The organism is Collinsella sp. LCP19S3_D5 (assembly GCF_052121415.1).
Lineage (GTDB): Bacteria > Actinomycetota > Coriobacteriia > Coriobacteriales > Coriobacteriaceae > Collinsella.
Genome location: NZ_JBQKEH010000011.1, coordinates 33,466 through 60,267 on the forward strand (window position 1 = coordinate 33,466; position 26,802 = coordinate 60,267).

At 60.9% G+C, this 26,802-nt stretch carries 29 protein-coding genes and 2 pseudogenes; 20 read left to right on the top strand and 11 right to left on the bottom strand.

The genetic code is table 11. The annotated features are described in order from the left end of the window. Positions 1-6 precede the first annotated feature (6 nt). Both ACTQXO_RS05980 and ACTQXO_RS05985 read right to left on the bottom strand, forming a co-directional pair. Positions 7-267 carry a hypothetical protein gene (locus tag ACTQXO_RS05980; RefSeq protein WP_441545562.1) on the bottom strand — a complete coding sequence of 87 codons (261 nt, stop codon included), beginning with the start codon at positions 265-267 and terminating at the stop codon, positions 7-9. A gap of 39 nt (positions 268-306) precedes the next feature. After that, a pseudogene (locus ACTQXO_RS05985) lies at positions 307-399 on the bottom strand (helix-turn-helix transcriptional regulator); the annotation flags it as partial. A gap of 74 nt (positions 400-473) precedes the next feature. On the opposite strand from ACTQXO_RS05985, the gene ACTQXO_RS05990 reads away from it, so the two are divergent. The 4 genes and pseudogenes from ACTQXO_RS05990 to ACTQXO_RS06005 all read left to right on the top strand — a co-directional run bounded on the left by ACTQXO_RS05990 (position 474) and on the right by ACTQXO_RS06005 (position 1,614). After that, on the top strand, positions 474-761 hold the full coding sequence (locus tag ACTQXO_RS05990; protein ID WP_441545547.1) for a transposase: 288 nt from the start codon (positions 474-476) through the stop codon (positions 759-761). An 83-nt stretch (positions 762-844) separates the two neighbouring features. After that, positions 845-982: pseudogene (locus ACTQXO_RS05995) on the top strand (IS3 family transposase); the annotation flags it as partial. Between the two features lie 21 nt (positions 983-1,003). After that, positions 1,004-1,444 carry a DDE-type integrase/transposase/recombinase gene (locus tag ACTQXO_RS06000; RefSeq protein WP_441545563.1) on the top strand — a complete coding sequence of 147 codons (441 nt, stop codon included), beginning with the start codon at positions 1,004-1,006 and terminating at the stop codon, positions 1,442-1,444. Continuing rightward, the gene (locus tag ACTQXO_RS06005) at positions 1,441-1,614 is read left to right on the top strand and encodes an IS3 family transposase (RefSeq protein WP_441545561.1); all 174 of its coding nucleotides are present in this window, start codon (positions 1,441-1,443) and stop codon (positions 1,612-1,614) included. Before ACTQXO_RS06000 ends, ACTQXO_RS06005 begins: the two co-directional genes overlap by 4 nt. Here the strand turns inward: ACTQXO_RS06005 and ACTQXO_RS06010 are convergent. Continuing rightward, the gene (locus tag ACTQXO_RS06010; protein ID WP_441545548.1) at positions 1,554-2,114 is read right to left on the bottom strand and encodes a hypothetical protein; all 561 of its coding nucleotides are present in this window, start codon (positions 2,112-2,114) and stop codon (positions 1,554-1,556) included. The genes ACTQXO_RS06005 and ACTQXO_RS06010 overlap by 61 nt on opposite strands. Positions 2,115-2,163: 49 nt before the next feature. Then, entirely contained in the window at positions 2,164-2,295 is a 132-nt protein-coding gene (locus ACTQXO_RS06015; protein WP_441545549.1) for a hypothetical protein, read from the bottom strand. A gap of 274 nt (positions 2,296-2,569) precedes the next feature. Here ACTQXO_RS06015 and ACTQXO_RS06020 point away from each other — a divergent pair, with 274 nt between their 5' ends. The 7 genes from ACTQXO_RS06020 (at position 2,570) to ACTQXO_RS06050 (ending at position 7,987) form a co-directional block, all read left to right on the top strand. Continuing rightward, entirely contained in the window at positions 2,570-3,256 is a 687-nt protein-coding gene (locus tag ACTQXO_RS06020) for a helix-turn-helix domain-containing protein (protein ID WP_441545550.1), read from the top strand. Positions 3,257-3,346: 90 nt separating this feature from the next. Next, positions 3,347-3,733, top strand: coding sequence for a helix-turn-helix domain-containing protein (locus ACTQXO_RS06025; RefSeq protein WP_441069035.1), 387 nt, complete (start codon positions 3,347-3,349; stop codon positions 3,731-3,733). A gap of 36 nt (positions 3,734-3,769) precedes the next feature. Then, entirely contained in the window at positions 3,770-3,940 is a 171-nt protein-coding gene (locus ACTQXO_RS06030) for a hypothetical protein (protein ID WP_441545551.1), read from the top strand. 2 nt (positions 3,941-3,942) lie between these two features. After that, the gene (locus ACTQXO_RS06035) at positions 3,943-5,256 is read left to right on the top strand and encodes a tyrosine-type recombinase/integrase (RefSeq protein ID WP_441545552.1); all 1,314 of its coding nucleotides are present in this window, start codon (positions 3,943-3,945) and stop codon (positions 5,254-5,256) included. Positions 5,257-5,504: 248 nt separating this feature from the next. After that, entirely contained in the window at positions 5,505-6,047 is a 543-nt protein-coding gene (locus ACTQXO_RS06040) for a DUF4352 domain-containing protein (protein ID WP_154517316.1), read from the top strand. A gap of 39 nt (positions 6,048-6,086) precedes the next feature. Further along, entirely contained in the window at positions 6,087-6,509 is a 423-nt protein-coding gene (locus ACTQXO_RS06045) for an XRE family transcriptional regulator (protein ID WP_154517313.1), read from the top strand. Positions 6,510-6,607: 98 nt separating this feature from the next. Continuing rightward, the gene (locus ACTQXO_RS06050; RefSeq protein ID WP_441545553.1) at positions 6,608-7,987 is read left to right on the top strand and encodes a serine/threonine protein kinase; all 1,380 of its coding nucleotides are present in this window, start codon (positions 6,608-6,610) and stop codon (positions 7,985-7,987) included. Between the two features lie 37 nt (positions 7,988-8,024). On the opposite strand, the gene ACTQXO_RS06055 is transcribed toward ACTQXO_RS06050, so the two are convergent. Together ACTQXO_RS06055 and ACTQXO_RS06060 are read right to left on the bottom strand one after the other, a co-directional pair. After that, a complete protein-coding gene (locus ACTQXO_RS06055) occupies positions 8,025-9,158 on the bottom strand; it encodes a coiled-coil domain-containing protein (RefSeq protein ID WP_441545554.1) in 1,134 nt (377 codons plus the stop codon). Positions 9,159-9,391: 233 nt separating this feature from the next. Next, the gene (locus ACTQXO_RS06060) at positions 9,392-9,727 is read right to left on the bottom strand and encodes a hypothetical protein (protein ID WP_441545555.1); all 336 of its coding nucleotides are present in this window, start codon (positions 9,725-9,727) and stop codon (positions 9,392-9,394) included. A gap of 220 nt (positions 9,728-9,947) precedes the next feature. On the opposite strand from ACTQXO_RS06060, the gene ACTQXO_RS06065 reads away from it, so the two are divergent. Both ACTQXO_RS06065 and ACTQXO_RS06070 read left to right on the top strand, forming a co-directional pair. Next, complete coding sequence (locus ACTQXO_RS06065) at positions 9,948-11,204, top strand: carboxylate--amine ligase (RefSeq protein ID WP_441545556.1); 1,257 nt, start codon at positions 9,948-9,950, stop codon at positions 11,202-11,204. A gap of 85 nt (positions 11,205-11,289) precedes the next feature. Further along, positions 11,290-12,036 carry an aspartate/glutamate racemase family protein gene (locus ACTQXO_RS06070; protein ID WP_229770678.1) on the top strand — a complete coding sequence of 249 codons (747 nt, stop codon included), beginning with the start codon at positions 11,290-11,292 and terminating at the stop codon, positions 12,034-12,036. Positions 12,037-12,159: 123 nt separating this feature from the next. On the opposite strand, the gene ACTQXO_RS06075 is transcribed toward ACTQXO_RS06070, so the two are convergent. The 5 genes from ACTQXO_RS06075 to ACTQXO_RS06095 form a co-directional block, all read right to left on the bottom strand. Beyond that, on the bottom strand, positions 12,160-12,906 hold the full coding sequence (locus ACTQXO_RS06075) for an energy-coupling factor transporter transmembrane component T family protein (RefSeq protein WP_441545557.1): 747 nt from the start codon (positions 12,904-12,906) through the stop codon (positions 12,160-12,162). Continuing rightward, positions 12,899-14,650: an ABC transporter ATP-binding protein gene (locus ACTQXO_RS06080; RefSeq protein WP_427795822.1), complete on the bottom strand. Its 1,752-nt coding sequence runs from the start codon at positions 14,648-14,650 to the stop codon at positions 12,899-12,901. The genes ACTQXO_RS06075 and ACTQXO_RS06080 overlap by 8 nt, the downstream gene beginning before the upstream one ends. Before the next feature lie 212 nt (positions 14,651-14,862). After that, positions 14,863-15,438, bottom strand: coding sequence for a hypothetical protein (locus ACTQXO_RS06085; protein WP_441545558.1), 576 nt, complete (start codon positions 15,436-15,438; stop codon positions 14,863-14,865). Between the two features lie 412 nt (positions 15,439-15,850). Continuing rightward, positions 15,851-17,752, bottom strand: a complete 1,902-nt coding sequence (locus ACTQXO_RS06090; protein ID WP_441545559.1) for a C69 family dipeptidase — start codon at positions 17,750-17,752, stop codon at positions 15,851-15,853. 409 nt (positions 17,753-18,161) lie between these two features. Continuing rightward, positions 18,162-19,079, bottom strand: coding sequence for a diacylglycerol/lipid kinase family protein (locus ACTQXO_RS06095; protein WP_427727874.1), 918 nt, complete (start codon positions 19,077-19,079; stop codon positions 18,162-18,164). Positions 19,080-19,177: 98 nt separating this feature from the next. Here ACTQXO_RS06095 and rnd point away from each other — a divergent pair, with 98 nt between their 5' ends. From rnd to ACTQXO_RS06130, 7 genes are all read left to right on the top strand, one after another. Then, on the top strand, positions 19,178-20,311 hold the full coding sequence (gene rnd / locus ACTQXO_RS06100) for a ribonuclease D (protein ID WP_154517283.1): 1,134 nt from the start codon (positions 19,178-19,180) through the stop codon (positions 20,309-20,311). 238 nt (positions 20,312-20,549) lie between these two features. After that, a complete protein-coding gene (locus ACTQXO_RS06105) occupies positions 20,550-21,254 on the top strand; it encodes a zinc metallopeptidase (protein ID WP_427727878.1) in 705 nt (234 codons plus the stop codon). 115 nt (positions 21,255-21,369) lie between these two features. Next, the gene (xseA, locus tag ACTQXO_RS06110; protein WP_441545560.1) at positions 21,370-22,821 is read left to right on the top strand and encodes an exodeoxyribonuclease VII large subunit; all 1,452 of its coding nucleotides are present in this window, start codon (positions 21,370-21,372) and stop codon (positions 22,819-22,821) included. A gap of 42 nt (positions 22,822-22,863) precedes the next feature. Beyond that, positions 22,864-23,130, top strand: a complete 267-nt coding sequence (gene xseB, locus ACTQXO_RS06115) for an exodeoxyribonuclease VII small subunit (protein WP_006234311.1) — start codon at positions 22,864-22,866, stop codon at positions 23,128-23,130. A gap of 154 nt (positions 23,131-23,284) precedes the next feature. After that, positions 23,285-23,620, top strand: coding sequence for a histidine triad nucleotide-binding protein (locus ACTQXO_RS06120; protein WP_035137921.1), 336 nt, complete (start codon positions 23,285-23,287; stop codon positions 23,618-23,620). Between the two features lie 147 nt (positions 23,621-23,767). Next, positions 23,768-24,946 carry an acetate/propionate family kinase gene (locus ACTQXO_RS06125; protein WP_006234305.1) on the top strand — a complete coding sequence of 393 codons (1,179 nt, stop codon included), beginning with the start codon at positions 23,768-23,770 and terminating at the stop codon, positions 24,944-24,946. A 163-nt stretch (positions 24,947-25,109) separates the two neighbouring features. Continuing rightward, the gene (locus tag ACTQXO_RS06130) at positions 25,110-26,288 is read left to right on the top strand and encodes an acetate/propionate family kinase (RefSeq protein ID WP_441031553.1); all 1,179 of its coding nucleotides are present in this window, start codon (positions 25,110-25,112) and stop codon (positions 26,286-26,288) included. The last annotated feature ends 514 nt before the right edge of the window (positions 26,289-26,802 follow it).

Sequence of the window (26,802 nt, forward strand, 5' to 3'; positions counted from 1 at the left end):
GCCGTTTCAGAAGTCCAGCACCTCGCGATAGGTCGCGAGGTCGTGGTCGCGCTTGATCTTTTCCGCCCAGTGCGAGCAGAACATCAGGCACGCCCAGAGCACGAGCGTGAGCAGGAGGGTGGGCACCACCTGGACGCCCTTCCACCCCCAGATCTCGACCTGCGCCACCGCCCAAATCGCGGCGGCGACCGTGCATGCCGCGAGGGCGATCATCGCCGTGCCCAGCCTCCTGATGATGACGACGTCCCTCTCGATAGTCTCGTTCATGGTCTCCACGTCTCCTTTGATGAGAGAGTCCACGGACGCGCCGAAGATCTCGGAGAGCAGGAGCAGGCTCTGGCCGTCGGGGTAGGTCTTGCCGTTCTCCCACGAGCTGACCGTCTGTCGGCTCACGTACACGCGCGCCGCGAGGTGGATTGGCTACACTGATGTGGACAGTTCCGGGAGGGGCGCAGGAGACGGGAGGGCCGTATATGAGGGACCCCAGGCACCCGGGGCATTTCACCGACGATTTCAAGAGGCAGATAGTCGACCTCCACAACGCCGGCAAGCCCAAGCGCGAGGCCATGGACGAGTACGACCTCGGCAAGAGCACCGTGGAGAGGCGGGTCAAGTCGATAAACGCGACCGGCTCGCCGCGCGCCGCGGACAACCGCACGCCCGAGCAGAACCGGATCCTGGAGCTCGAGCGCGAGAACCGCAGGCTCCGGATGGAGGTCGACGTCTTAAAACAAGCGGCGCCGATATACGCTCGAGAGTGAGGGCCATAGCGGCCAACGAGGGCCGCCACCCCATATCAGCGCAGCGCGGGCTCCTCGGCGTCGCGAGGTCGACGTACCGCTCCATGCGCTCGCGGGCCGACCGGCCCGCCGCGCCGGACCCCGCCGCGCCGGCCGTGGTCGCGGCCCACGCCGCCAGCAAGGGCCGGTACGGCCCGCGCAAGATAAAGGCGTCGCCCGGGAGGTCGGGCGTCACCGTCAGCCGGCGCCGGGCCTGCCGCATCATGAGGGAGAACGGCCCGGTCGGCGCATACGGCGGGAAGAGGTCCAGGGTGCGCCCCGGGGCGGTCAACGGGGCCGACGTGCCCAACGCCGTCGCGCGCGGCCTCGGCGGCAGGGCGCCGCGCGCCCATATATGCAGCGACCCGACCTACGTGCGCGCCGGGGCCTCGTGGGACTACGCCTGCCTGCTCGTCGACCCCTGCAACAGGGAGACCGTCGGCCACTCCGCCGGGCCCGGGAAGGACGCCCGTCCGGTCGAGTCGGCGTTCGCGACGCCCTCCTTCCCCATCTCGGACATCGAGGTATTCCACACGGACCGCGGCAGCGAGCTCGACAACGCCGAGATCGACCCGATGCCCGAGGCCTTCGGCATAGAGAGGTCGCTGTCGGCCAGGGGCTCCCCTGCGACAACGCCGTCGACGAGTCGACCAACAGGATACTGAAGGCCGAGCTCGTCCACCGCGAGACGTTCGGCACGACGCGCGAGCTCCGGGCCAAGCTCTCGGACTACGTGCACCGGTACGACAACTTCAGGATCCACTCGACGCTGGGCTACATGTCGCCGGTCGAGTTCAGGGAGGCGGGGCTGTCCCTCCCGGAATCGTCCAAATAGGTGTTGCCAATCCAGTCGTGGTCGTACATCTTCACCACGCGCCCGCCGGGCTGGCCCTTGCGCGAGCGCTGGGCCCAGTCGGGCTTCGCGCCCCGGAAGATCAGGTGCAGGCCGTCGCCCGAGGGCGAGACCTCCGTGTAGGTGCCCGCCTCCTCGACCACCCAGCAGTACGCGGGGTCGAGGACTCCACCCTCGATCACGTGGTCGAGGTCGAGCCCCGTGAAGGCGCGGTCAGGCCCGAAGACGAACCCCACGCCGTCGCAGCGCCAGCGGCCGACGGCCGCCACGGCCTCCTCTAAGGTCGCCCAGGTCGCCGGGTCCGTGCTCTTGGCCATGCGCCCGTTCGCAGCGCACGCCGGGAGCTTCGTTGTCTTGCCGTTGAGCCCCTCGCGCCGCCAGCACACCCAGCGTGCCTCGGCCTTGAGCTCCGCAGGGACGCGTGCCAGCGCGTCGGCGAGGGAGCCCGTCCCGCGTGGGCTACTCGCGGCCTTCTCCGTCATCCGAGGCCCCCTTCTTTGCGTTCTTGAAGATCACGTCGCGGCAGATGCGCTAGCGTCCGTTCACCTTGTCGGCGGGGATTCGTTCCTCGCGTATGCCGCGCGTGATGGATCCCTCGTGCTCGCCCGTCACGTCGGCGAGCTGCTTGGGGGTCATGAAGTACGGCAGCTCCTCGAAACTCATCTCTCGCTCCTTCTCCTCTGGTTTGCCTCTAGACCGCACGCACGGCTCCGTCTCGTCTGTCACGAAGCGGCACCTTTCGTCGCCGTGCAGCGGTAGAATATCATAGGAATTGTCACATAGTAGGATTCTTTGCAAGATTTGAGGTAAGATAGCCCTAGAGCGTTGAATTACTTATCAATTAGTGATAGAATCTGTTGCGAAGCGTAATAAGGAAACGGAGGGCGCAGAAAGTCTCCCTCCACAGTCCGAACACATCTCGAGAAAGGCGGACGCCATGGCGAGCAACCTCTTAGAGCTCCGCAAGGCGGCGGGCTACAAGAACGCCAACGACTTCGCCGAGGCGCACGGGATACCCGCCTCCACCTACGCGCGCTACGAGTCCAACCCCGACAAGATCCCCATGGACCGCGCCTGGCAGCTCGCGGACATCCTCGGCACCACCATCGACGCCATCGTCGGTCGCAAGGCCCCGGCGCCGGGCACCGCGCGCGGCGAGGTTCAGCTAGAGTACGACGGACTCACGCCCGAGGCGCGGCAGCTCGCCGACGAGCTCCGCGAGTTCGTGCTCATGAAGGACGCCAAGATCCGTGAGCGGAAGCGCAGGGAGGAAGAGCGCCCCTGGGACGCGCTCTGCTACCAGTACGAGCGCCAGATGCTCGCCGAGATGGGCGAGGGCGCCGCCTTCGGCGAGCTCGTCGCGTTCGAGAGCGCTGAGGAGGCCCGCTCGGCCTTCGAGTCCTTCCTCCAGAAGCAGGCCGCCAAGAAGCGCGGCAAGTTCCCCATCAAGGCTCAGGAGCTCATCGACAACCAGACCATCGACAAGATTATGGAGGCGTACGACCGCACCCACGGCGAGTTCGACCACGAGGGCACGCGCGTGCTGTGGAGTACCGTCGACGCCCGTGTGGCGGTCGAGTTCGACTCCGGCATGGGACAGAGGGGAGGTGGCGCCAAGGCGTAGAAGGAAAACAGGTGGGCCCGTGGGAGCTGGCACTCCCACGGGCCCGGCGTCCGGTCCAGAGGCAAATCCAGAAGGGACGGTGACAAGTATATGTCATCCATCAATCCCGCCCAAACCCCCTACAGGCCCATAAGCGGCAAAAGAACACTCCAGAGGCTCCGCCGCCAGGCGGGCTTCCGCTCTGCGAAGGAGTTCGCCGAGGCGCTCGGCATCCCCGGCTCAACCTACGCGCGCTACGAGCGCGCTGGAGACGGCGCCGACTGCGGCATCCCGCTGCCGGCGGCATGGCAGATAGCCGACAAGCTGGGCTGCTCCATCGACCTCGTCATCGGCCGCGAGGACATCGACGCGCCCGAGCCCGAGGGCATCCAGCCCCGCTACGACGCCCTCAGCCCCGAGGGCCGCGCCCTCGTGGACAGCTACCTCTCCTACGTGGAGCTCGGCGAGCGCGCCGCGCGCTCCCAGGGAAGGCGGTGAGCACCCAGGACCAAGGAAGAGAAGAGCCTGCGCGTCGTGTCCTGTTTCGCCACGGACGCCGCCGGCAACGAGCTCCCCGTCATCGTGCTCGCCGCAGCGGAGCCCGGTGCCCCTCTGCGCCTCGACGAGCCTTGGCAGCGCGAGCTCGCCCGCGACCTCGAGAGGCACTACCGCCCGCCCTACGTCGTTGCCGGGGACGGTGAGTAGCCATGGCAAAGGTCACCGGCGAGGGCACCATCGTCCAGCTCGAGAAAGACAAGCCCAAGAGCAAGTGCCGCAAGTGGCAGCTCCGCGTCCCCGTGGGCCTCGACCCCCGCACGGGAAAGTACAAGACTCGCACAAGGCGCTTCAACGGTACCTACACCGAGGCGAAGAAGGCCCTTCGCGAGTTCATCAAGGAGATCGAGAACGACGAGGTGCACAAGAGGTCGGGCACGACCATCAAGGAGTGCACAGAGGACTTCATGACGAGGCGCCGTGCGTCCGGCGAGTTCACCGAGAACACCAACGTGACCTACGAGCGATTCTTCAAGGCAATCAACCGTCACATCGGCTACGCCGACGCCTCGAAGGTCACGCGAGAGACGCTCGAGAAGATGTACGCCGCCATGCGCTCCGGCGACACCCTCTCCGGCAAGCCCGCCAGCGGCACCTATCTCAACCAGATCCACAAGACGCTCAAGCTGCTGTTCGACGACCTCGTGAAGGACGGTGTCGTCGCCAAGAACCCCTGCACCGAGATGGACACGCCGCGCAGGGACACCCAGCCCCGCCGCGCCCTCAAGCCGGAGGCCATCCGGGAGTTCATAGCGCAGCTCGACTTCACCCGGGAGGCCGACATCGCGTACTTCCTCGCGGTCAGCACCGGGATGCGTCGCGGGGAGGTCTGCGGCCTCTCGTGGCGCGACGTCGACCTCGAGAGCCAGGTCATATCGATCCGCAAGTCCTACGACTGCTTCGGGAACCTCAAGGACCCCAAGACGAAGGCCGGCGTGCGGCGCCTCCCCATGCCCGACTCCGTCCGAGACGCCCTCGTCATGCACAAGGAGGCGCAGAAGGCCCGCATTGACGAGTGCGCGGCGGAGCAGGAGAGGCTGGCGAAGAAGAACGGCGAGAAGCCCGGAAAACGCCTGGAGCAGAGCGAGAGCACCCCGGTCGTTATCAGCACGACCATGGGCAGGCTCAGCCCAAACGTGCTCGAGGCATGGTGGCTGCGCGACCGCGAGACGCTCGGCCTCAATGGCTGGGCGTTCCACGAGCTTCGCCACTCCTACCTCTCCACTCTCGCCCTGAGGGGCGTGCACCCCAAGGTGATGCAGGAGCTGGCCGGCCACGCCTCGAGCGAGATCACGATGGGGATCTACACCCACGTGAACATGGAGGCCAAGCGTGCGGCGGCAGACGTCGTGAGCGACCTCTTCTCCGAACCCGTCGAGGCCGCCCCCCGTCACTCCGATCGTCCAAGTCGAGCCCCGCGTCATCAACGGCGGGCGCCGACTCACCCTCGTAAGCTCACCTCGTGAGCGCGTGGAAAACGCCCCTGAAAGTACCTCAGAGCAACCCCAAGAACGATTCGTGCCGGATTCGTACCAGGCGGCAATCCGCTGAAAGGAGGTCAAAAGAAACGATACCTTCTACCTGCGCATTTATTCGCCCTTTCGGACCAACCGGCCTCCTACGTCATTAGCTCTCAGCTAATGAATTCAAGTTTAATCCTTCCTACGATGTGCTGTGTACCGGCGCGGTAGCCGGATCGTAGGAAGGATGCATAATGAAAAAGCTCGAAAACGAAGTGCTGCTGAGCCGTCGCGCTGCACTTGGCGCATTCGCCACCGTCGCCTTGGGGACTGCCGGTCTTCTTGCCGGTTGTGGTAGCGATAAGGCGACCGTCACCGAGGACGCTGGCGATGGCGACAAGAAGGAAGAGGCGAAGAAGGAAGAGCAGCCTACGACTGACCTGGCGGTTGGCACGACGGTGACCACAGCTGCCGGTCTTTCCGTCGTTGTCGATTCCGTCCAGCCCGGCCTTACAAATTATGACGGTTCGACCATGACGGGCATTCACGTCACGTACGTCAACAATGGCGATGAGGGCGCAGATTACAATATCTACGACTGGAAGGGCGAGGACGCCAACGGCGCCCAACAGAATCAGGGTTACTACAGCGAGGGCTCCGATGAGCTGCAGTCTGGCACCCTTTCCGCCGGTGGCTCCGTGGCGGGCAATATCTACTTTGATGGCGATATCAAGAAGGCACTGTATTTTGCCAACATGTTTGATAAGTCTGCCACTGCAAGCTGGGTGCTGGCCTAACATGTCGCTACCGTTGCGCCGGATGGGAGGTGAAGTCGTATGCCCGATAAAAAGCTGACCGAGGAGTTGCTCAATGAGCTTCTCGATGCGCCGAACATCGATGGCTATATCAGGGAGCACGACTTTGCCGCCCCGTCGCTTTCGGATTACCTGAAGCAGCTACTGCAGGAAAAGGGCTTGGAGCGCTCGCGCGTGGTTCGTATGGCCGATCTCAATGAGACCTTTGGCTATCAGATCTTTACCGGAGCGCGTCATCCGAGTCGCAATAAGGTGCTGCAGATTGCCTTTGCGATGGCGCTGACGCTCAAAGAGACCAACCGTGCACTGACGGCTGCCGGGGTAAGCGTCCTTAACTGCAAGGACCGCCGCGATGCGATTATCATCTTTTGCATCGATCGCGGGTGCAGCCTCCAAAAGGTCAACGAGGAGCTGTATCGCTTTGGCGAGGAGACGGTGAATTAGCCGCTGATATCTGAGCCGGCGGAGCTGTCGAACAACGATGCAAACGAACGGGGCGCGGATGCCATGGGGTGTCTGCGCCCTGCGCTATGATGGAGGCTATGGATACTCAGACCCCAACATATTCCAATGACGAGCTGACCGCAGCGCTTGCCGAGCACCTGGCGTCGCTCGATCGCGACGACAGCTATCGCGTGGAGCGTGTACTTAAGCGCTCGTCCGTTGAAACAACCGAGCTCGTGTACTTTGAAGGAACCGGCGGTGGTTCGCTCGGTCCCTTTGTCCGTAAACGCATCGATGCTTCGGCTCAAATCGGCGGGGCATACGAGCGTCTGTTTGCCGCTCAGCGGGCAGGCAGGCGTTTTGAGCACCTGCCCAGAATCGTCGATTGTCGTCGTTCGGGCGACGAGCTCAACGTGGTTATGGAATACATAGAAGGGGAGACACTCGGGGCACTGGTGGACCGTCTGGGATCCGCTCCCGATTATGCGCGTGAATTGTATCCTGTCCTTTGCGAAGCCGTTGGCGAGCTCCATGCCGGTTTTGCAATGGCGGGGGAGGCTTCGGCGCCGGTGATCCATCGCGACCTCAAGCCGTCGAATATCATCGTGACAGGTGCCAACTATACGCCTGATGACGGCCTGACGTTTTCATCGCTGGTGATTATCGACTTGGGGATCGCGCGCGTGTGGCGCGATGGCGCCGATGCCGATACTGTCAAGTTTGGGACACGGCCCTATGCGCCGCCCGAGCAGTATGGGTTTGGACAGACGAGCGTGCGAAGCGACGTCTACGCACTTGGCGCCCTGTTGTTCTTCTGTTTGACGGGGACCGACCCCAAGCCGGGTCGGGACATGCGCGAACAATGCGAGGCATGCGGCGTTCCCGGCCCATTGGCCGATGTCGTTTGCATGGCGATGGCGCTCGACCCGGCCAAGCGTTTTGCGAGTGCGGAAGCATTGGGACGGGCGACGCGCGCGGCATACGATCTGAGTCGCCCCGTGCGGCCTCCTGCGCCTGCGCCTGTCCGTACCCCGGCCTCGGAGACGTTGTTGACGCCCCAAGGGCTCCAGAACCCCGCAAGGCTTCCTAGGCCTGCCACCTCCGCTGCATGCGGTCTGCTCTCTCGCGTTCCGGAGTCCCTGGGGCGCATTTGGAATACGCTCGTCTGCTTCTCGCTGCTTGTGTTCTTTGCCGGAAGTCATTTTGCCGTCTTTCAACCCACGGGAGCAAACCAAAGCTACCCGACGTGGCTTCTCATAATCGAGTATTTTTTCTTTGTCGATGGCCTTATGGCGCTTACGCATTTTGCGCTGCTCGATAAGCGCCGTCTTCGTCGGCGATTCGCACTGCTCGACAGCTATCGCGGCAAGAAACTCGCGAAACTCTGGCTCAAGGCATTGGGTGTGCTGCTCCTATGCATGATCGTCATAGTCGCGGTTGCCAATGCGACCGGCGTCGTCGATACCTCCGCTACCTAAAAGAAAAGGGCCCCATTGGGGCCCTTTGCAGTTGCACTTAGATGCGGTTCATCTGAGCGGCGACTTTGTTGTACCAGTCCTGCCACGTGGGTGGGCAGTACTTTTTGGCCGCGGCCGGGGTAAGGGTGGAGCCGTAGTTGGCGCCCAGATAGGCAACGTGAGCGAAGATGCCCTCGCTCCAGCTGCCAAAGCTGCGCCAACCGCCGCCACGTGCACTCCAGCCCCAGGCGTTGTAAGAATTGGCGCAATAAGCACCCTTGGTGCTCTCGATGCAGGCGATGGCGGGGGACCAACGGGGGTCGACACCGGTATTCCAAGCGGCGACGGCAAAGTTATAGCCCTGGCCTGCCATAGGGGAGCCGGCGAGGTAATTGTCGATGCGGCTCGTCCACTCATTAATGAACGAATCGTAATCGGAACTACCGGTGTTGGCGTTGTTCACCGTGGTGTCGATGGTGGTGTTGGCGTTGGTGGCCTGGCTGCTGGAATTGCTGCCGCTCACGCCCTCGCCCGAGAGCTTCTCGGCGGCAGCGGCCTTATCGGCCTCAAGCTTGGCAAGCTCGGCGGCATTTTCCTGCTCGGCTTTTGCCTGTGCCTCGCTGCGGAGCTGCTGGGCCTGCGCCAGCGCATCCTCGGCGTTTTTCTGCTCTGCCTCAAGCTGAGACTTGGCCTGCTGGAGCTCGGCCTTGTTCTGCTCGAGTTCGGTTTGCATGTTATTGAGCTCTTCGATCTCGTCGACGCTCGAGCTTGTGATCTGGTTGGTGTATTTGCAGGTCGTGATGAACTCACCCAGGCTCTGTGTGTTGACCAGGAAGCTCACGATGGGGCTGGTGCCCTTCTGGTACTTATACAGATCGCGCATGGCGGAGCTTGCCTTGGCCTGCTGCTCGGGTAACTCGGCCTCAATCTTATCGATGTTCGCCTCGTTGGCGTCAATCTGCTTCTGCAGATCGCCGAGCTTGGTGCGGGCATCGTTGTAGGCGCCCGTGGCGGCTTCGATCTTCTGCTGGGCGGCGGCAAGCTGATCCTGCGTTACCTGCGAGGCGGCATACGCCGCGACGGGGGAGAGCATCGGCGTGGCCGTCAACGCAACGGCGAGCGCGGCGCTCGTGATGATACGAGCCGGCTTCGACGCGATGAGCGCTGCGGTGCGATGATTCGAATGCTGCATCCAGTCCCTCTGCAATCAATCGTAGGTTATTGTTCCTCAGGTATTCTACTACTGCTTTCGACCTCAACTTGAACCTTAAAGGTTTTAAAGGGTCAAGTTGAACTTGAGACTTTGGCTTTGACCTGCAGTTATATCGAATTGTTGAGAAACCATAGAGTTCAACTTTAACGTTACGGGGCCTGTTTGGGACGGGCTTTGGACTGTGAAAGCTATCTCAACGTTGGGGTTTGTGGCTATAAGGTCCCATCGCGGCGAGCTTGCCCTACTTCGTTGAGCGCCTGGGCGGGGGTGAACGAACAGGTGCCGTCGCCGAGTTTGATTACCCTGATGTTGTCCCCGGCGTGGGCATCGGAGACGAGGCCAAACTGCTCGATGGCGGTATCGTGTCCGCCGGCGACGGGCGTCTTGCGCGTGCCTTTGTGCGCCGATGTATCGATGGAGGTGATGTAGGCGGCACCGTCGTAAGCGTCGTTTGCGGTGCGCAGAGGAGCAGTCGCTTGCGCGCGCGGCGCCAACTCGCGTTTTGCGGCATCGAGGATGGGGTTATCGGTTGGAAGGTCCTGGAGCACGCGTGCGCCTTTCACTCGGGGGTATCAATATGCTGAACCCTACAACAACGGTGGGTTCATTGCCGTTTGTCATTCGGCGGTGAGCGCGGCCTTCATGCTGGATAATTGCGTTGATTGTCATAGATACAGTGGAGCTTTAGGAGGAAACGGTCCGGCACGCTAAAATAAACAGGTTGCATAAAGACCGCCCGTCGTGGGCAGTTCTAGATAGGAAGTTTCCATGGCATTGCAGTTTACAGAGCGCGAGTTTATCCCCGTGCTGCTCGGCGGCGACATCAACGCCTATTCGGTGGCGCGCGCCTTTTACGAGGAGTATCAGGTCAAGAGCCTGGTCTTTGGCAAGTACCAGACCGGTCCTGCGTACCGCAGCCAGATTATCGACTACACGCCCAATGTTGATATCGACACCATGCCGGTCATGATCGAGACCATTAACGGTGTCGCGCAGGCCAATCCCGATAAGAAGATTATTCTCATGGGCTGCGGCGACAACTATGTCGCGCTTGCCGCACAGGCTCAGGATGCCGGCGAGCTTGCCTCAAACGTCATCGCGCCCTATGCGCCCTACAGCATGCTCGAACAGTGCCAGAAGAAGGAAATCTTCTACGAGCTGTGCGAGAAGCACGGTGTTCCCTATCCGCATACGTTTACCTTTACCATGGCCATGCTCAACGCCCGGGGCGAGGCTCCTGCCGAGGTGCTCGACCAGATCGATTTTCCCTTCCCGATGATCCTGAAGCCTTCCGACGGCATCATGTGGTGGGAGCACGAGTTCGAGGGCCAGAAGAAGGCCTACGAGATCGCCGATCGCGCCGAGCTGGAGCAGGTCATTCGCGATGTGTACGCGAGTGGCTACACCGATGATCTGATCCTGCAGGATCGCGTGCCCGGCAACGACGAGTACATGCGCGTGCTTACCAGCTATTCCGACCGCAACGGCAAGGTGCGCATGATGTGCCTGGGCCACGTGCTGCTCGAGGAGCACCAGCCTCACGGCGTTGGCAACCACGCCTGCATCATCACCGAGCCCAATGACGAGCTCATGGGCGGCGTGCGCAAGTTGCTCGAGGACCTCAAGTTTACGGGCTTCTCCAACTTTGACGTCAAATACGACGAGCGCGACGGTTCGTTTAAGTTCTTCGACTTCAACACTCGCCAGGGCCGCAGTAACTACTACGTCACCAACAGTGGCTTTAACGTTGCCAAGTACGTAGTGGACGAGTATGTGTACAACCGCCCGTTTGAGCCCGAGTTTGTGACGGTGCAGAACGAGGCGCTGTGGATGGTTGTCCCCATGGGCGTGGTCGATAAATACGTCAAGGATCCCGAGCTGCGCGCTAAGGCGCATCGCCTGGTCAAGGAGGGTAAGGCCGCCGACCCCTCGTTTATGAAGGGCGACTTTGTCTTTAACCGCTGGCTGCGCATGTGGCACACCAAGCTGCGTCACTTTAAGCTGTTTAAGACGTATTACAAATAGGATGAACGTCGCGCCCGCCCGGTTTGTATCGGACGGGCGCGGGTATGATACGCGCAATGGTGCGAGCGTCACCAAGGAGGCGGCGATGGAAAAGCTGGGAGTTATCGGCGGTATGGGCGCCGAGGCCACGTCGTATTACTACGACCAGGTGGTGCGTCACACGGCGGCCGCCCGCGATCAGGAACATATCGACATGGTGGTGCTCTCTAAGTCGACCATGCCCGACCGCACGCTGGCCATTAAGACCGGCGACCACACCGAGTTGCTGGCGACCATGAAGGAATGTGCGCAGGCGCTCGAGACGCTGGGCTGCGCGCACATTGCCATTCCCTGCAACACGTCGCACTACTTCTACGATCAGATTCAGTCGTTTACCTCGGTCCCCATCATCCATATGCCGCGCGAGTCGGTGCGCTATGCGCTTGCCGGCGTGGTGATGGGGGAGTGTGAGTTCGACCCCAACTTGAGCATGCCGGCCGAGCCGGTGCGCAAGATCGGCATCATGGGTACCGATGGCACCGTGGGTGCCGGCGTCTACGGTCGCGAGTGCGAGGCGGCGGGCGTCGAAGTCGTCTATCCCAGCGAGAAGCGCCAGGCCGATGTGATGTCGCTTATTTACGACGACGTGAAGGCGGGACGCGAGCCCGATATGGATAAGTTTGATCGTGTGATGTGGGAGTTTGCCCGCAGCGGCTGCGACCGCGTCATTCTGGCCTGCACGGAGCTTTCGGTGCTGCAAAAGTATCGCGAGATGCCCGAGATCACCCTCGACGCCATGGACGTTTTGGTACGCGAGTCCATCATCCGAAGCGGCGCCCCCTACCGCCTGTAGCCCTCGACCTGCCAAAAAGGGACAGGTTTATTTTGGTAGGTTTTATCTGGGAAAACAGTAAAGGCCTCGGCTCGTTTGTGCGAGCCGAGGCCTTTTGCATTTGTCGGTTGCTGCCAGCGATTGCTAGAACAGGAAACCGATGGCGATAAGGGCGATGCTGACGATAAGTACGGCAATGTCCAAGCCTTTGATGGGGTAGCGCTTGTACGAGCTCGCACGCGTGCGCAGATAGAAGCCGCGCTGCTCGGCGGCAAGCGCGGTGGCATCGGTCTTGCCCACGCTTGAGATCAATAGCGGCACGCACAGCGGCAGCATGAGCTTGAGTTTCTTGATGGGATTCTTGGTATCGTACTCGACGCCGCGTGCGGTCTGTGCCTCCATGATGGCATTCATCTCTTGGCCAAACACCGGCACAAAGCGCAGCGCCGTGGTAAAGGTAAAGGCGTAGCGATACGGCACGTGCAGCACCTCCACGCAGGCATTGGCAAGGTCGTTGAGCTTGGTCACCATGAGCATCAGGATGAGTGGCAGCGCTACGCCCAACAGGCGCAGACAGGCCTTCGAGCCGGTGATGAGGCCTTCGTCGGTGACGAAGCCCCACACCACGTTGCCATCGCGCATAAAGGCCAGCTGCAGCGCTAACATGATGAGTGCGAGCGGAATCAGCAGCTTGAGCAGCGAGAACAGGCGGTCGACGACGCCGGCGTAGGCTCCCAGCGCGAGCGTAAGCGCCAGAAATCCCAACAGCGCCACGTAGGTGTCGGACAAAAAGATGCCAATGATGATGCCAGCGGCGAGGCCCAGTTTGATGACGGGATTCAGACGATGCAGCAGCGTGTCGCCCGGCATATAGTCGATGACATTAACCACGGCGGACCATCTCCTCGGTAATGCGAACGATATCGGTGACCTCGCTCACCTGTGCAAAGGCGGGCGAGACGGAAGATGCCAGACGGCGTGAGAGTTCAATAACCTGGGGCGGTTCAACATAGGCACGCTGCATGAGCTCGATGTTCGAGAACAGCTCGTGCGTGCGGCCGTGATCGAGGATGCGGCCGTCGGCCATCACCACGATGCGCTCGGCAAAGTCGGAGACGACTTCCATGTCGTGGCAGACCATGATTACAGCGCAGCCGCGCTCGGCCATGGTGCGCACCGTTTCCATCACGGTCATGCACTCGCGGTAGTCCAGGCCACTCGTGGGCTCGTCGAGCACCACGATCTTGGGCTCGACCACCACGACGGAGGCGAGCGCCACCATTTGGCGTTGGCCGCGCGAAAGGGAGAAGGGCGCCTCGTCGGCGGGCAGACCAAAGCGGTCGATGACGAGCTGGGCGCGACGTAGGGCCTCGGCTCGGTCGATGCCGGCAAGCTCCAGGCCAAAGGCGACCTCGTCGAGCACGGTGTCCTTGCAAATCTGGCGGTCGGGGTTTTGGAATAGGGTTGCGACTTCGCGTGCGATGCGGCTCGTGGGAACCGATACCGTGTCCAAGCCCGTAACGCGCACGCTGCCCGATGCAGGCCTAAGCAGACCCGTGAGCAGCTTGGTGAGCGTGGTCTTGCCGGCTCCGTTTTGGCCGACAATGCCCACGAGCTCGCCGGGATAGAGCGTCAGGTTGAGGTCGTGGACGGCGGCGCCACCATGGGGGTAGGAAAACTCAACGTGGTCAAACGTGAGCACCGGCTCGGCGTCTCTCGCATGCGGGCGCAGCGACGGTGCGTGCGGGGAGCCTGCGGGCGCCTGAATGTCGCTGCTTGCATGAGCGGGGTCGACGATGCCCGTAATCAGGCGCTCGGCCTCATCAACATCTAAACAGGGAGTGCCACTGGCCAGGCCATCGGCCTCGAGGCTGTTGAAAATGCGCGTGACGCGCGGGCAATCGACACCGATGGCGCGGAGCTTGTCGGTGTGCGCAAAGACCTCATGTGGCTCGCCTTGCAGCGCGATCTGGCCGTGATTGAGCACGAGCACGCGGTTGCAATACTCCGAAAGCAGGGCGACCTTTTGCTCAACGACGACGATGGTGATGCCGAGGTTACGGTTTGCCTCGCGCAGCGTTTCGAAAACCAGTGTGGAGCTGACGGGATCGAGTGCCGCGGTTGGCTCATCGAGCACCAGCACGCGCGGGCGCATGGCGAGGATGGCAGCGATGGCCACCTTTTGCTTTTGGCCGCCCGAGAGGGTGGCTATCTCGCGGTCGCGCAGGTCGCTAATGCCGACGGCCTTAAGCGTCTCGCTCACGCGCTGCTCGATCTGGTCATGCGGAACGCCAAAGTTCTCCAGGCCAAAAAGCATCTCGTCCTCAACGACCGAGGCGACCATCTGCGTGTCGATGTCTTGCAGCACGCTGCCGACGATCTGCGATATGTCGGTGAGCGAGACCTCGCAGGTGTCGTGCCCGTCAACGAACACGGAGCCAAAGAAGGTTCCGCTGTAGTGGTGGGGCACGGCGCCCGACAGGCAGGCGGTAAGTGTTGATTTGCCGGCACCCGAAGGCCCGATGATGCCGATGAAATCTCCCTTGTTCACGCTGAGCGAAACGTGGCTAAGCGCCTGCTCGGCCTGCGTGCCATAGGCGAACGAGACATCGTCGACGTTGATGATCGTTTCCATGGATACCTTTCATAGTCATTGGGGATGTTCTTACATGACTAGTCGTTTAAGGACGTCCCCAATAGCTCGTTGTTTGGGACAGTCTTTGCTGGTGAAGCACGTAGACGGCTTTACGAGGTGCCCCAGGTTGGCGCGAAAGAGGAGCGAAGCGTACTTGGGTACGCGAGCGACGAATGAACGCCAATATGGGGTGGCTCGTAAAGCCGAGCGGGTTAGTTAAGCCTAAGGGCCTTCTGGATGGGCAGATAGAGCGCGCCGACCAGAATGGCGTTGAACACAGCGGTCATGGCGACGACGGGCAGCATAGCTGCGGCGAGTTCGCCCACTACGCCGAGCATGGCCATCTTGATGACCATGAAGATGACGCCCGAGACAAAGGTGGTCACGAACGTAGCGACGATGGCGACGGCAGGCTTAACTTGGCCATCCTTGGCGGCAGTGTTGACAATGACGGCCATAAGCATGGCGGCGATGCCCTCGGCGGCAAAATCGACAAACGGCGAGGTAGTGGTGATCTGGATTACGGCCGCCGAGATGAGACCGATGACGAGTGCCTGACCAATGTTAGGACGAACGACCAGGATGGTGAGGCAGAAGGCCGAGATGATGAACTCGGGGCTAATCATGCCGCCCGAGATACCCGAGATTGCCTTGCCGACGGTAAAGTTGAGGATGAAGCCGGCGGCAAGCAGGATGGCGAGCAGGACAAGGGCGCGAACATCGAGTTTGCCGCGGTCGGCGGTCTGGACGGTGCGGGGCTGGGCGCCGGCGGTGGTGTTCTGAGACATGGTGAAGGTCCTTTCAGAAAGGGGAGTATAAGAGAAAAGCGGAGGCGCGTGATGCGAATGCGATCGGGCTCGAGATAGAAAAAGGCCCCCGGTCGAAACCGGAGGCCTTCCAATCACCTAGAGCGCAAAAACAGGCATGAGGGACTCACCGTCGACCGATCGTATTCGCATCACGCCACCACCAGTTGTTGAGAGACGTCATCGTGTTCTTCATGTTGGTGGCTCCTTTCGTGATGCCATGGCGCGGTCGCGCCCAGTTGCTGTTGCGCTGCACTATAGCACAGCGAAGTGTGTGCGGGGGAATCTTTTTTGAAAAGAATTTCGCGGCGTTTCCTCCTGTTAAGAAGAGCGGGCGGGGCAGCTTGTGCTGTCCCGCCCGCGCCCTGGGAAGTGTTACTTCCTGCGAGGAGTGTTACTCCTTGTTGCGGCGATAGAGGGCATAGCCGCCAGCGGAGATGACGACGACGCCAGCAGCGGCGAACGCGGCAACCACGCGGCCATCAAAACGGTCACCGGTGGTGGGCAGGTTGCCCTTGGTGTTCTTCTTGTTGGTGGTCACCGTGGTAGAGGTGCTCGGCTTGGTCGGCTCCTCGGGGGTAGAAGGCTGCTCGGGGGTAGAAGGCTGCTCGGGCTGCTCGGGGGTGCCGGGCTGCTCGGGCTTCTCGGGGGCCTCGGTGGCGAGGGCATCCTTGGCGTAGGTGATGGACTGCTTAAGGCCACGGGTCTCGGTGTTCAGGTCGCTCGGGGTAAAGGGCTTGCTAAAGTCGCTAGCCTTCAGATAAGCGCGCATCTCCTGGAGCAGGGCCTTGCACTTGACGTAGGTGTTCTCGGCGGCAGCGTTGCCGGCCTTGTTTGCCAGGGCGGTGCGGCCCTCATGGGTAGTCTCGGCCAGCATGGCGGCGTCGACTTCCTTGTTCTGCTCGATGAGCTCGTTCTGGAGTGCGTCGAGGTAGGCGCGGACGCCGGTGCCAAGAGTGTCAGGGTTCTCAAAGCAGAGCGAGCTGATGTCCATGAGGACGTAGTTGATGGAGTTCTCGGGCTCCTCGTTGTTCACGATGTCCGTCTCTTCGCAGTGATCGTAGGAGACATCCTGATTGCTGAAGTAGGGGCTGACCTCGGTGAGCAGTGCAGAGTACAGAGGAATAGCGACGGAGTAGGCGGCACGAGAGAGCATCTCCCACTGGATGGTTGCGATCTCGGGATCGAGGCCACGACGAATCTGGAAGAGATTGGTCTCACTGTTGTTTTCGCTGCCGATGGCGTAGACACCGTCGGTGGTGGCGTTGAGGCCGGGGACATTTTCGCCGCGGTTGCCAAAGGCACGAATCAGCTCAAAGGTGCTCCAGCCAGACTTGCCAGGTTTGAAGAACAAGGGCTGGATCTCGCTGACGGATGCGCCGGTACCGTTCTTGTCTTTAACGATGGTGTAGTCCTTGTCCTTGATTAGCGGGTTCATGAAGTAGTCTCGGCCCTGGACATAGCGAGTCCACTGATGAATGCCGGAATCGGCGAGGCTTTCGCCATAGGTCTTGGCAACGTCAAACTTGCCGTCGGTGTACTCGGCGAAGCCATTTTTCTCGGGCATGGTCTGGATGCCCTCGGAGTGGAGGCAGTTCTCGGCGTCATTAAGGTCGACATCGTAGTTGAGGCTCCCGATATTAGGGTTGAGCGACGCGACGTCATCAGCGAGCTTCATGGCAATCCACTGATGCCCGGAAAGTGCGGCAAACAGCCAAGTCTCGTTGCTGTCGGCGATGATAATCTGATCGTTGCCGTTGGCGCCCTGCTCGTCGATGATCTTGCCGAGGAGCTCGACACCCTCACGTGCTTTGGCACTTTCGCCTAAGATAACGCTGCCGTAGCTATACTCGCCAATGCCAGTGTCGGTCAGGGGGTCTGCCTTGGCGGCTTTATCGTTCATGTTGGTGGTCAGCGTTGCGGAGCAGGACACGCCCTTCTCGTTGATGCCTGCCTCAGAGTAGGCATCATAGCGCCCGTGCCACTGCGAAGGATGATCGCGCACGTAGCTATAACGATATGTAGTCTTGGTCGACCTGTATGAGAAGTCGGACTCGTCTGAGCCGTAGGTATACCCGGGGGCATGCGACGGCTCAATGCCAAAGTGCTTGAGGTAACGCGGGGCAAAGTCCTCGGCGCGACCATAATATGTGTTGCCGTCGGCCGTAAGGTTTTTGCCCATGTACATCTGCGTGCAGGCGAGCGCAGATGTCGGCATGGACATGATGGTTGCAGCTCCAAAGGCGAGGCCTATGCCTAGCTTCTTGAGCGCGTTGACGGGGTGAGCTTTCCTCATTTTCCCTCCCAGCGTGCGAAAGCCCTCTGTCGCCAGAGGGCTTCAGTCAATAAAAACATCTTCCATAGCATAACGAAATGGAAATATTAATCATGTGTGAAATAAACTTATTCGATAAGCGTGGTGAAATATGCGATGAGCGGTAAATCGTATTCATTATGTAGCTTTACTTAAATAAAGGCACCCTGTAATTACTGTACCTGAATAAAGCGCCTTGCACAGGGCGCGAAGACAATCCCCCACTGTTTGGCAAATGCATAAACAACGGGGGAGACGATGATTGGATGAATATCATACCAATGTGGAATTACTTCTTCCGGCGGTGGATTACGTTAATCGCGTAGCCCACGAGCATGGCCAGAACGATGACGATAAAGCCAATGATAGGGTTGTCGTTCACGGGGTTCTCCTATTTTCCGAGTGGAGAGAATTCGTCGACGATGAGGTCGAGGCATTGCGGAAGCGCGCGGGCGCCAAAGACACCGGAGTTGCTGGAGATGATCTCGCCATCGAACTGCATGCCCAGCGACGGCGTGCAGGTAATCTTGGCTTCCTTGGTCTGGATAATCTTAAACTGCGGGCGGCCGAGCACCTTGCCGGCGGGGTCGAGCGCGGCGGTGATCACCGTGGGGAGCAGCTGCACCGTGCGCACGGGTTCAATAACGACGATGTCGACCATGCCGTCGTTCATGCGGCAGTTGGGGAACAGGTTGATGTCGTTTTGGATGACTGAGGTATTGCCCGCCATGCAGCAGATGCCGTCGAGCTCCTCGACCATGCCGTCGTGTTCAATGGTAAAGTGCGCCACCGTGGGGTTGGGCGTGGCGAGCGCGGAGAGGAAGTAGGCGATCTCGCCAATGTCGTTTTTGGTGGGGGCGGCCTTCATCATGATCTCGGCGTCGAAGCCCGAGCCGGCGATGATGATAAAGCCGTGGCGCTTCTCGTTACCGTTCTCGTCGATCCAAAAGAGCTCACCCATGTCCACCTTGACCGTGCGGCCGGCGCGGCAAGCCTTGGCAAGCGCCGCCGCCTCGGGGGCATTACCGATGTTGTTAAAGAACAGGCAGGCTGTGCCGGAGGGGAAGATGAGCGTAGGGACACCGCACCCGCGCATCTGGTCGAGCACGTTGGAGACGGTGCCGTCGCCGCCCGAAACGACTACGCGGTCGAACTCACGAACGTCTGCTACCGCGTCCTCGGGCTCCATGCCATCGCCGATAAAGCGCATTACGACCTCGTCGCCGCCCTGTGCAAGAGCGTGCGTGAATGCGTAGATTTCATCGGAGCTGGGACCCGATGCCGGGTTGTGGATGATAAGGCAGCGCATACTTACGTTCCCGTTCTGTGACTAACCGAGTATAGTTGTAGGGCAATGCCGATATCCTACCCGTGTTTTTCGGGCCTAACCTTATTCGATGGGTTGATATGTACATTTCCACACATCAGGCTCTACTCGACTTTTGTCAGCGCGCTCGTGAGTTCGACGCGATTGCCGTCGATACCGAGTTTTTGCGCGAGCGCACGTTTCATCCGCGCCTGTGCCTGGTTCAGATTGCCACCCCTGCCGAGAGCGTCGCGGTCGATCCTTTGGTGATCGACGACCTGTCGCCGCTGGCCGAGCTTATGGCCGACGAGAGCGTGGTCAAGGTCTTCCACGCCTGCTCGCAGGATATGGAGGTCATGCTCCATACTGTGGGTGCGCTGCCGCGTCCGATTTTTGACACGCAGGTCGCCGCCGCCTTTTTGGGCGAGCGCCAGCAGATTTCCTACGGCGCGCTCGTTCAGACGTTCTGCGGCGTATCGCTGCCCAAGACCGAGTCGCTGACCGATTGGTCGCGCCGCCCGCTGAGCGATAAGCAGATTGAGTACGCGATCGATGACGTCAAGTATCTGATCGTCGCCTATACCGAGATGATGAGCCGTTTGCGCGAGCTTGGCCGCGTGGACTGGGTGCTCGACGAGTTGCGCCCGCTGGCCGACGAGTCGCACTACCGCGCCGACCGCCATGAGGCATTCCGCAAGGTCAAGCGCATCAACTCGTGTAGCCGCCATCAGCTGGGCATTGCGCGCGAGCTTGCCGCCTGGCGCGAGGACCGCGCCGAGCGCCGCAACATCCCGCGCAAGTGGGTCATGTCCGACGATACGCTGCTGGCGCTCGTCAAGCGCAATCCTGTGCGCGTTGAGGAGTTCCGCAGCATCCGCGGCACCGATCAACTGGGGGAGCGCGATGTGGATGGCGCGCTCATGGCCATTAAGCGCGGCGCGAGCTGCCCGCACGATCGCCTGCCGCTCATGGTGCGCGGACATCGCCAGATCTCTCCGGAGCTGGAGAGCGTGACGGATCTCATGTACGCGCTCATTCGCCTGGTTGCCGAGCGTTCGGGCGTGGCGACCTCGGTCATTGCCTCGCGCGATGACCTGGCCGACTATATTGAGCATCCCGAGCAGAGCCCTTTGCGCGAAGGTTGGCGCTTTGAGCTTGTGGGCTCGCGCCTGGACGATCTGCTCTCGGGCAACATGGGGTTGACGGTGAAGGACGGCAAAATCGAGCTCCTGTAGGTATATGGTTACGCGGTTTTACCAAACCGCGTAACAGCTCGACGCTGCAAACGGCCGAGAGCGGCAATCTGACGTTCAATCGTCGCTCGCGTACCAAAGTACGCGTCGCTTCTCTTTCACGTCACCTTGCTCGCTCTCGGCCGTTTTCGCTGACATTGCCAAAACATCGATGTTGATTTGCTGGTCAGTCGAATGGGTAGAATGCCTCCAACGTGTAACTCGATTCGGAGGAATTCGCATGCCCTATTACTATGGTTATGGCTTTGGCATCGACCCGCTGTACCTGCTGGTCGTCCTTGTTTGTACGGTGCTCGGTCTTGCCGCGCAGAGCTATATCAACTCGACGTATAAAACCTGGTCCAAGGTTCGCTCGGACGGCGACACGGGCGCTGCGGTCGCGCGCCGCATGCTCGACGCCAGCGGTTGCAATGCCGTGGGTATCAAGGGCGTCGCCGGTGAGCTCACCGACCATTACAACCCGCAGGATAACAACCTGTATCTCTCGGATGCCAACCGTTCGGGCGGATCGGTCGCAAGCGTTGCCGTCGCCTGCCACGAGGCGGGCCACGCCGCCCAGCGCCAAAGCGGCTATGCCATGATGAAGGTGCGCACTGCCCTGGTCCCGGTCGTCAACTTTACCCAGAACACCTGGACCATCGTGCTACTCATGGGCCTGTTTATGAACATCGCGGGACTCACGACCCTCGCGCTGATCTTCTTCTCGTTTAGTGTGTTGTTCCAGCTGGTTACGCTGCCGGTCGAGATTGATGCCAGCCGCCGCGCCGTGGCGTACATCGAGCAGTCGGGGATGAGCTCCAAGCAGGTCAACGGTGCCAAGAAGGTCCTGACGGCAGCCGCGCTTACCTATGTTGCCGCAGCGCTCACCTCGATCATTCAGCTGCTCTACCTGATGGCTCGCTACAACAGAAACTCCAACCGATAACAAATTGGCTTGACAGGCGCCGCGGGGATTTGTGTCCCCGCGGCGCTGTACTATGTGTTGGACTTGAATTTGCGCAGGGCTGGAGCCTTTGTGCACGATAACGAAAGGAGGCTGCGTGGCAGGCTGGAATCTAACCGGCAATGCTGTTTCCGCCGAGTTTGACGGCTCGGACGATCAGGAGCGCAAGGAACTCAGCGTGAGCCAGGCGGTGGAGATCGCCGCCGGTGCACTCGATGCTATTCCGCAGCTGAGTGTCTTGGGTGAGGTCACGGGCTTCCGTGGCCCCAATGCCCGAAGCGGCCACTGCTACTTCCAGATTAAGGACGATTCGGCCGCCGTTGACTGCATCATTTGGAAGGGTGCCTATCTCAAGCGCACGTTCGATCTGCGCGACGGCATGCAGGTGAGCTTTAAGGGTAGCTTCAATCTCTATAAGCCCACGGGCCGCATGAGTTTTGTCGCCCGCTCGTTTTTGCTGGCGGGGGAGGGTCTGCTGCGTCAACAAGTGGCGCAACTGGCCGAAAAGCTGAGCCGCGAGGGCCTGATGGACGAAGCGCGCAAGCGCCGCATCCCGGTGTTCTGCTCGCGTGTGGCGGTCGTCACCTCGCTTTCGGGTGCCGTAATCGATGACGTCAAGCGCACATTGCGTCGTCGCAACCCACTCGTCGAGCTCGTTTGCGTGGGTGCCAAGGTTCAAGGCGAGGGTGCGCCGGCAGAGCTCATTGAGGGTTTGCGTCGCGCCGCTTCCATTACGCCGGCGCCCGATTGCATTTTGCTGGTGCGTGGCGGCGGTTCCTTCGAGGACCTCATGACCTTTAACGACGAGGAGCTTGCCCGCGCGGTGGCGGCTTGTCCTGTGCCCGTGGTGACCGGCATTGGGCATGAGCCCGATACCTCGATTTGCGACATGGTGAGCGACCGCCGCGCCTCCACGCCAACGGCGGCTGCAGAATCGGTGGCACCGGCTATGACGGAGTTGGCCGACGTGCTTGAGACGCGCCATCAGCGTCTGGGCGCCGCGATGGCTTCGATGATCGGGTCGGATCAGGTCGATCTGGAAATGCTCGACCAGCGCGGTCGTCGTGCCTGGGACACCTATACAGCTCGTCTGGGCGACGCGCTCGATGCGGCCGCGTGCCGCCCGTGCCTCAACGATCCAACGTTTATGGTCGAGCGTCGCGAGTCTGAGCTTGCCCTGACGGCCGATCGCCTGTCCGGCGCCATAACGCGTTCGGTTGGGGCCTTCCGCTCCGACTTTGAGCGCCTGCCCGAGCGCTTGATCGCAAGCACCTCGGGGCTCGATGGCAAACGCCATGCGCTCACGCTTGCGAGCTCCCGTCTGGAGCATCAGGGGCGCACGATGCTCAGCAAGCCCGCGTCCGACCTGGGCCGAGCTGCTGCGTCGCTCGATGCCTTGTCGCCGCTCAAGGTGCTTGCCCGCGGTTACTCCATCGCGTACAGCGAGGACGGTGTGGCTACGAGCGCCAAGACCTTTAAGCCGGGCGACGCTATTCGCGTGCGCATGGCGGACGGCAACGTGGCAGCAACCGTCAACGCGGTCGAGTAGACCGCGTTTCACAGTGATAGACCCTTAGGAAAGGAAACAGATATGGCAGAGAAGACCCCGGTCGAGCAGCTTACGTACAAGCAGGCCTCGCAGGAGCTGGAGCTCATCATCCGCAGCCTGGAGTCGGGCGACATGGAGCTCGAGGAGTCGCTCGAGAGCTATACCCGCGGCGTCGAGCTCCTCAAGAGCCTACGCACCCGCCTGTCCGATGCCGAGCAGAAGGTCTCGGTGCTCCTGAAGGACGTCGACGGCAACGACGTGCTCGCCGACGGCGAAGCCGCCAACACCGACGACAACCTTTCGTTCTAACCACCTCGCAGCCTACTTTGGGGTAGTCTTTTTGGGACGGGGCTTTTTTGACTACCCTTGCGCGACGGCTCGCCAGGTGCCTGCGCTTGCGAAAAAGTAGTCAAAAAGCCCCGTCCCAAAAAGACTACCTTGGTCTGTGAGAAAGGAACCAACCATGTGTGATTGCATCTTCTGCAAAATTGCCAACCACGAGATCCCCTCAACCGTTGTCTATGAGGACGATCAGGTCATCGCCTTCGACGACCTCAACCCCCAGGCGCCGGTCCACACGCTCGTGATCCCCAAGAAGCACTACAGCGATATCGCAGACAACGTACCGGCCGAGACCATGGGCGCCATGGCCCACGCCATCCAGGAGGTCGCTAAGGCCAAGGGCCTGGAGGACGGCTTCCGCGTCATCTCCAACAAGGGCGTCAATGCCGGCCAGACCGTCATGCACTTCCACATGCACGTCCTCGGCGGCAAAAACCTGGGCGAGAACCTCATCTGAGGACGCTTCTTCCGTGGGATGAGGCGAAAGCTTAGGCACCGATAACTTATATATCAACGCAATAAACCCGAGCGCGAGGACGTTTGGGTTTATTATTGAAGCGTATGTAACCTGGCGGCGCCACACCGCCTGTTAGTAGGGAGACACATGAACGTTCTGGTCGTCAACGCGGGATCTTCGACCCTTAAGTATCAGGTCATCGATACCAAGTCCCACAAGGTGTCCGCAAAGGGCTCCTGCGAGCGCGTCTGCTTTACCGGCGGTACCTTCACCCACGCTGCCAACGGTTCCAAGAAGGTGACCGAGAACATCGAGTTCCCCGACCACAAGGTCGCCATCGAGGTCGTCCTGAAGGACCTCGAGGCCAACGGCGTCAAGATCGAGGGCATCGGCCACCGTATCGTTCAGGGCGGTTGGTACTTCGGCGATTCCTCCCTCGTCGACGAGGACGTCCTCGCCAAGATCCGCGAGGTCGCTCCGCTCGCCCCGCTGCACAACAACCCCGAGGCCAACGTTATCGAGTACTGCCTCGAGCAGTATCCCGACCTGCCCAACGTCACGGTCTACGACACTGCTTTCCACTTCAACATGCCCGAGGTCGCCAAGACCTACGCCCTGCCCAAGGACGTCTGCGACAAGCTGCACATCCGTAAGTACGGCGCCCACGGCACCAGCTACCGCTACATCTCCAAGAAGGTTGCCGAGATGACCAACGGCGAGGCTCGCAAGGTCGTCGTGTGCCACATCGGTTCCGGCGCTTCCCTGTGCGCCATCGAGGACGGTAAGTGCATGGACACCACCATGGGCTTGACGCCGCTCGACGGTGTCATGATGGGCACCCGCTGCGGCTCCATCGATCCGGCTACCGTGTGCTACCTGCAGCGCGAGGGTGGCTACACCTTCGACGAGGTCGACGAGATGATGAACAAGAAGTCCGGCCTTTTGGCTGTGACCGGCGGCAAGACCAACGACTGCCGCAACGTTGAGGAGCTCGCCGCTGCCGGCGACCCCGAGGCCCAGCTCGCCTTCGACATGTTTGTCTACAAGATTGCCGCCAAGGCTGCCGAGATGGCTACTTCCATGTGCGGCATGGACACGCTCGTCTTTACCGCTGGCATCGGTGAGCACGCTCCGGCCGTTCGTGCCGGCGTCGCCGACCGTCTGGCCTTTATGGGCGTTAAGATGGATCATGCCCGCAACGCCCTGCGTGGTGACGGCGCCTGGTGCCTGTCCGCCAAGGATTCCAAGGTCAAGATCTTCGTCATCCCCACGGACGAGGAGTTCATGATCGCTTCCGACGTCGAGCGCATCGTCAACGGCAAGTAATTGCAAGAGGGGAGGGGCTGGGCGACCGAGCGCCGTTCGGCCCCTCTTTTGCGCTCGTTGGGCGATATGCTGATAGCTATTTATCAAGATATGATAACTTCTTATTAACATTCGGTCGCCTTAAGGGGTCTGCGTCGACCGTATTGCACTGCAAAGGAGTCTCATGAACGTACTTGTTGTCAACGCCGGCAGCTCAAGCCTTAAATATCAGCTTTTGGATACCGATACCCGCGAGGTTTTCGCCAAGGGCAACTGCGAGCGTATCGGATCGGACATGGGCATCTTTGGCCACTCCGAGAGCGGTGGCGCCAAGCAGACCGAGGAGGTCCCTTTCCCCGATCATCGCTCTGCTATCGCTCGTGTGCTCGAGGAGCTTGAGAAGACCGACTTTACGATTGATGGCATTGGGCATCGTATCGTTCAGGGCGGCTGGCACTTCGATGATTCCGCAGTCGTCGACGACGAGGTCATGGCCAAGATTCTTGAGGTGGCACCGCTCGCCCCGCTGCACAATTACGGCGAGGCCGCGGCAATCGAATATTGCCGCGAGAAGTATCCGGAGCTGCCCAACGTGGCCGTCTTCGACACCTCGTTCCACATGACTATGCCCGAGGTCGCCTACACCTACGCGCTGCCCAAGGACGTGTGCGACAAGTACCACGTGCGCAAGTACGGTGCACACGGTACGAGCCACCGCTACGAGTGGATGATGGCCAAGGAGATCTTGGGCTCGCGCTGCCACCGTCTGCTTTCGTGCCATCTGGGCAACGGTGCTTCGCTCGCCGCCATCGAGGACGGCGTGTGCCGCGACACCACGATGGGCCTCACGCCGCTCGATGGCCTGATGATGGGCACCCGTTGTGGTTCCATCGACCCTGCTACCGTGTGCTACCTGCAGCGTGAGGGCGGCTACAGCTACCAGGAAGTCGATGACATGATGAACAAGCAGTCTGGTCTGCTTGCCATCTCGGGTATCTCCAACGACGCCCGCGACATCCGTACACGCGCCTCCGAGGGCGATGAGCGCTGCCTGCTCGCCTTCGACATGTTTGCCTACAAGGCCATGCAGCAGGCCGGTTCCATGATCGCATCCATGGCGGGCGTGGACACCATCACCTTTACCGCCGGCATCGGCGAGAACGACTGGTCGATCCGCAAGGCCTTCTGCGACTGCTTTGAGTGGCTGGGCGTGCGCATCGACAACAATAAGAACCGCGAGGCCGTGGGCAACGGCCCGCAGGTCATCAGCGCCGCCGGTTCCGCCGTCACGGTCATGGTCATCCCCACCGACGAGGAATACATGATCGCCCACGACGTCGAGCGTCTGACCGCGAACAACTAGCGTGCCGATTGCATGTAAACGAAAGGCCTCCGAAGCAACAGCTCCGGAGGCCTTTTTCTGGAGGGCGGACGGCGGAAACCCCATCCCATTTTGAACGCGGATTTTGGGACACACTTTCCGTTTGGGGCAGGTTGCGGAAAATACAACCCACAACAAAGCAAAATTCCGTCCCGCAGTTTCCCAAACAGCCCCCAAGTGGAAGTTACATCCCACAATCCACCTTCAAACCGGGACACACTTTCCGGCAGAATGGCCGCCGAGGCCCTATAAGCCTTTCAAATCCAAAGTGACCATATCCGCATCGTTTGACCCCCAGCAACGGCATCCAATCATTCAGATTCCCAGCCCCAACTCGTAGCCAAGCCGCCGTCCGCCCCAGATTCCCTGAATGCTACGTGGCGGTAGAAGGCCGTACGGGCTAACCCCTGAAAACAATCCGCAGACCAGAAACGCCCCCGTTCGTAGCTCCGGAGGAGCAGAACGGGGGCGTTTCATTGGTCGAGGACGTTTTCAG

Coding starts and splice junctions, on each gene's coding strand:
- ACTQXO_RS05980 (WP_441545562.1), bottom strand. CDS start 267: ATGAACGAGACTATCGAGAGGGACGTCGTCATCATCAGGAGGCTGGGC.
- ACTQXO_RS05990 (WP_441545547.1), top strand. CDS start 474: ATGAGGGACCCCAGGCACCCGGGGCATTTCACCGACGATTTCAAGAGG.
- ACTQXO_RS06000 (WP_441545563.1), top strand. CDS start 1,004: ATGAGGGAGAACGGCCCGGTCGGCGCATACGGCGGGAAGAGGTCCAGG.
- ACTQXO_RS06010 (WP_441545548.1), bottom strand. CDS start 2,114: ATGACGGAGAAGGCCGCGAGTAGCCCACGCGGGACGGGCTCCCTCGCC.
- ACTQXO_RS06015 (WP_441545549.1), bottom strand. CDS start 2,295: ATGAGTTTCGAGGAGCTGCCGTACTTCATGACCCCCAAGCAGCTCGCC.
- ACTQXO_RS06020 (WP_441545550.1), top strand. CDS start 2,570: ATGGCGAGCAACCTCTTAGAGCTCCGCAAGGCGGCGGGCTACAAGAAC.
- ACTQXO_RS06025 (WP_441069035.1), top strand. CDS start 3,347: ATGTCATCCATCAATCCCGCCCAAACCCCCTACAGGCCCATAAGCGGC.
- ACTQXO_RS06035 (WP_441545552.1), top strand. CDS start 3,943: ATGGCAAAGGTCACCGGCGAGGGCACCATCGTCCAGCTCGAGAAAGAC.
- ACTQXO_RS06040 (WP_154517316.1), top strand. CDS start 5,505: ATGAAAAAGCTCGAAAACGAAGTGCTGCTGAGCCGTCGCGCTGCACTT.
- ACTQXO_RS06045 (WP_154517313.1), top strand. CDS start 6,087: ATGCCCGATAAAAAGCTGACCGAGGAGTTGCTCAATGAGCTTCTCGAT.
- ACTQXO_RS06050 (WP_441545553.1), top strand. CDS start 6,608: ATGGATACTCAGACCCCAACATATTCCAATGACGAGCTGACCGCAGCG.
- ACTQXO_RS06055 (WP_441545554.1), bottom strand. CDS start 9,158: ATGCAGCATTCGAATCATCGCACCGCAGCGCTCATCGCGTCGAAGCCG.
- ACTQXO_RS06065 (WP_441545556.1), top strand. CDS start 9,948: ATGGCATTGCAGTTTACAGAGCGCGAGTTTATCCCCGTGCTGCTCGGC.
- ACTQXO_RS06070 (WP_229770678.1), top strand. CDS start 11,290: ATGGAAAAGCTGGGAGTTATCGGCGGTATGGGCGCCGAGGCCACGTCG.
- ACTQXO_RS06080 (WP_427795822.1), bottom strand. CDS start 14,650: ATGGAAACGATCATCAACGTCGACGATGTCTCGTTCGCCTATGGCACG.
- ACTQXO_RS06085 (WP_441545558.1), bottom strand. CDS start 15,438: ATGTCTCAGAACACCACCGCCGGCGCCCAGCCCCGCACCGTCCAGACC.
- ACTQXO_RS06090 (WP_441545559.1), bottom strand. CDS start 17,752: ATGAGGAAAGCTCACCCCGTCAACGCGCTCAAGAAGCTAGGCATAGGC.
- ACTQXO_RS06095 (WP_427727874.1), bottom strand. CDS start 19,079: ATGCGCTGCCTTATCATCCACAACCCGGCATCGGGTCCCAGCTCCGAT.
- rnd (WP_154517283.1), top strand. CDS start 19,178: ATGTACATTTCCACACATCAGGCTCTACTCGACTTTTGTCAGCGCGCT.
- ACTQXO_RS06105 (WP_427727878.1), top strand. CDS start 20,550: ATGCCCTATTACTATGGTTATGGCTTTGGCATCGACCCGCTGTACCTG.
- xseB (WP_006234311.1), top strand. CDS start 22,864: ATGGCAGAGAAGACCCCGGTCGAGCAGCTTACGTACAAGCAGGCCTCG.
- ACTQXO_RS06120 (WP_035137921.1), top strand. CDS start 23,285: ATGTGTGATTGCATCTTCTGCAAAATTGCCAACCACGAGATCCCCTCA.
- ACTQXO_RS06125 (WP_006234305.1), top strand. CDS start 23,768: ATGAACGTTCTGGTCGTCAACGCGGGATCTTCGACCCTTAAGTATCAG.
- ACTQXO_RS06130 (WP_441031553.1), top strand. CDS start 25,110: ATGAACGTACTTGTTGTCAACGCCGGCAGCTCAAGCCTTAAATATCAG.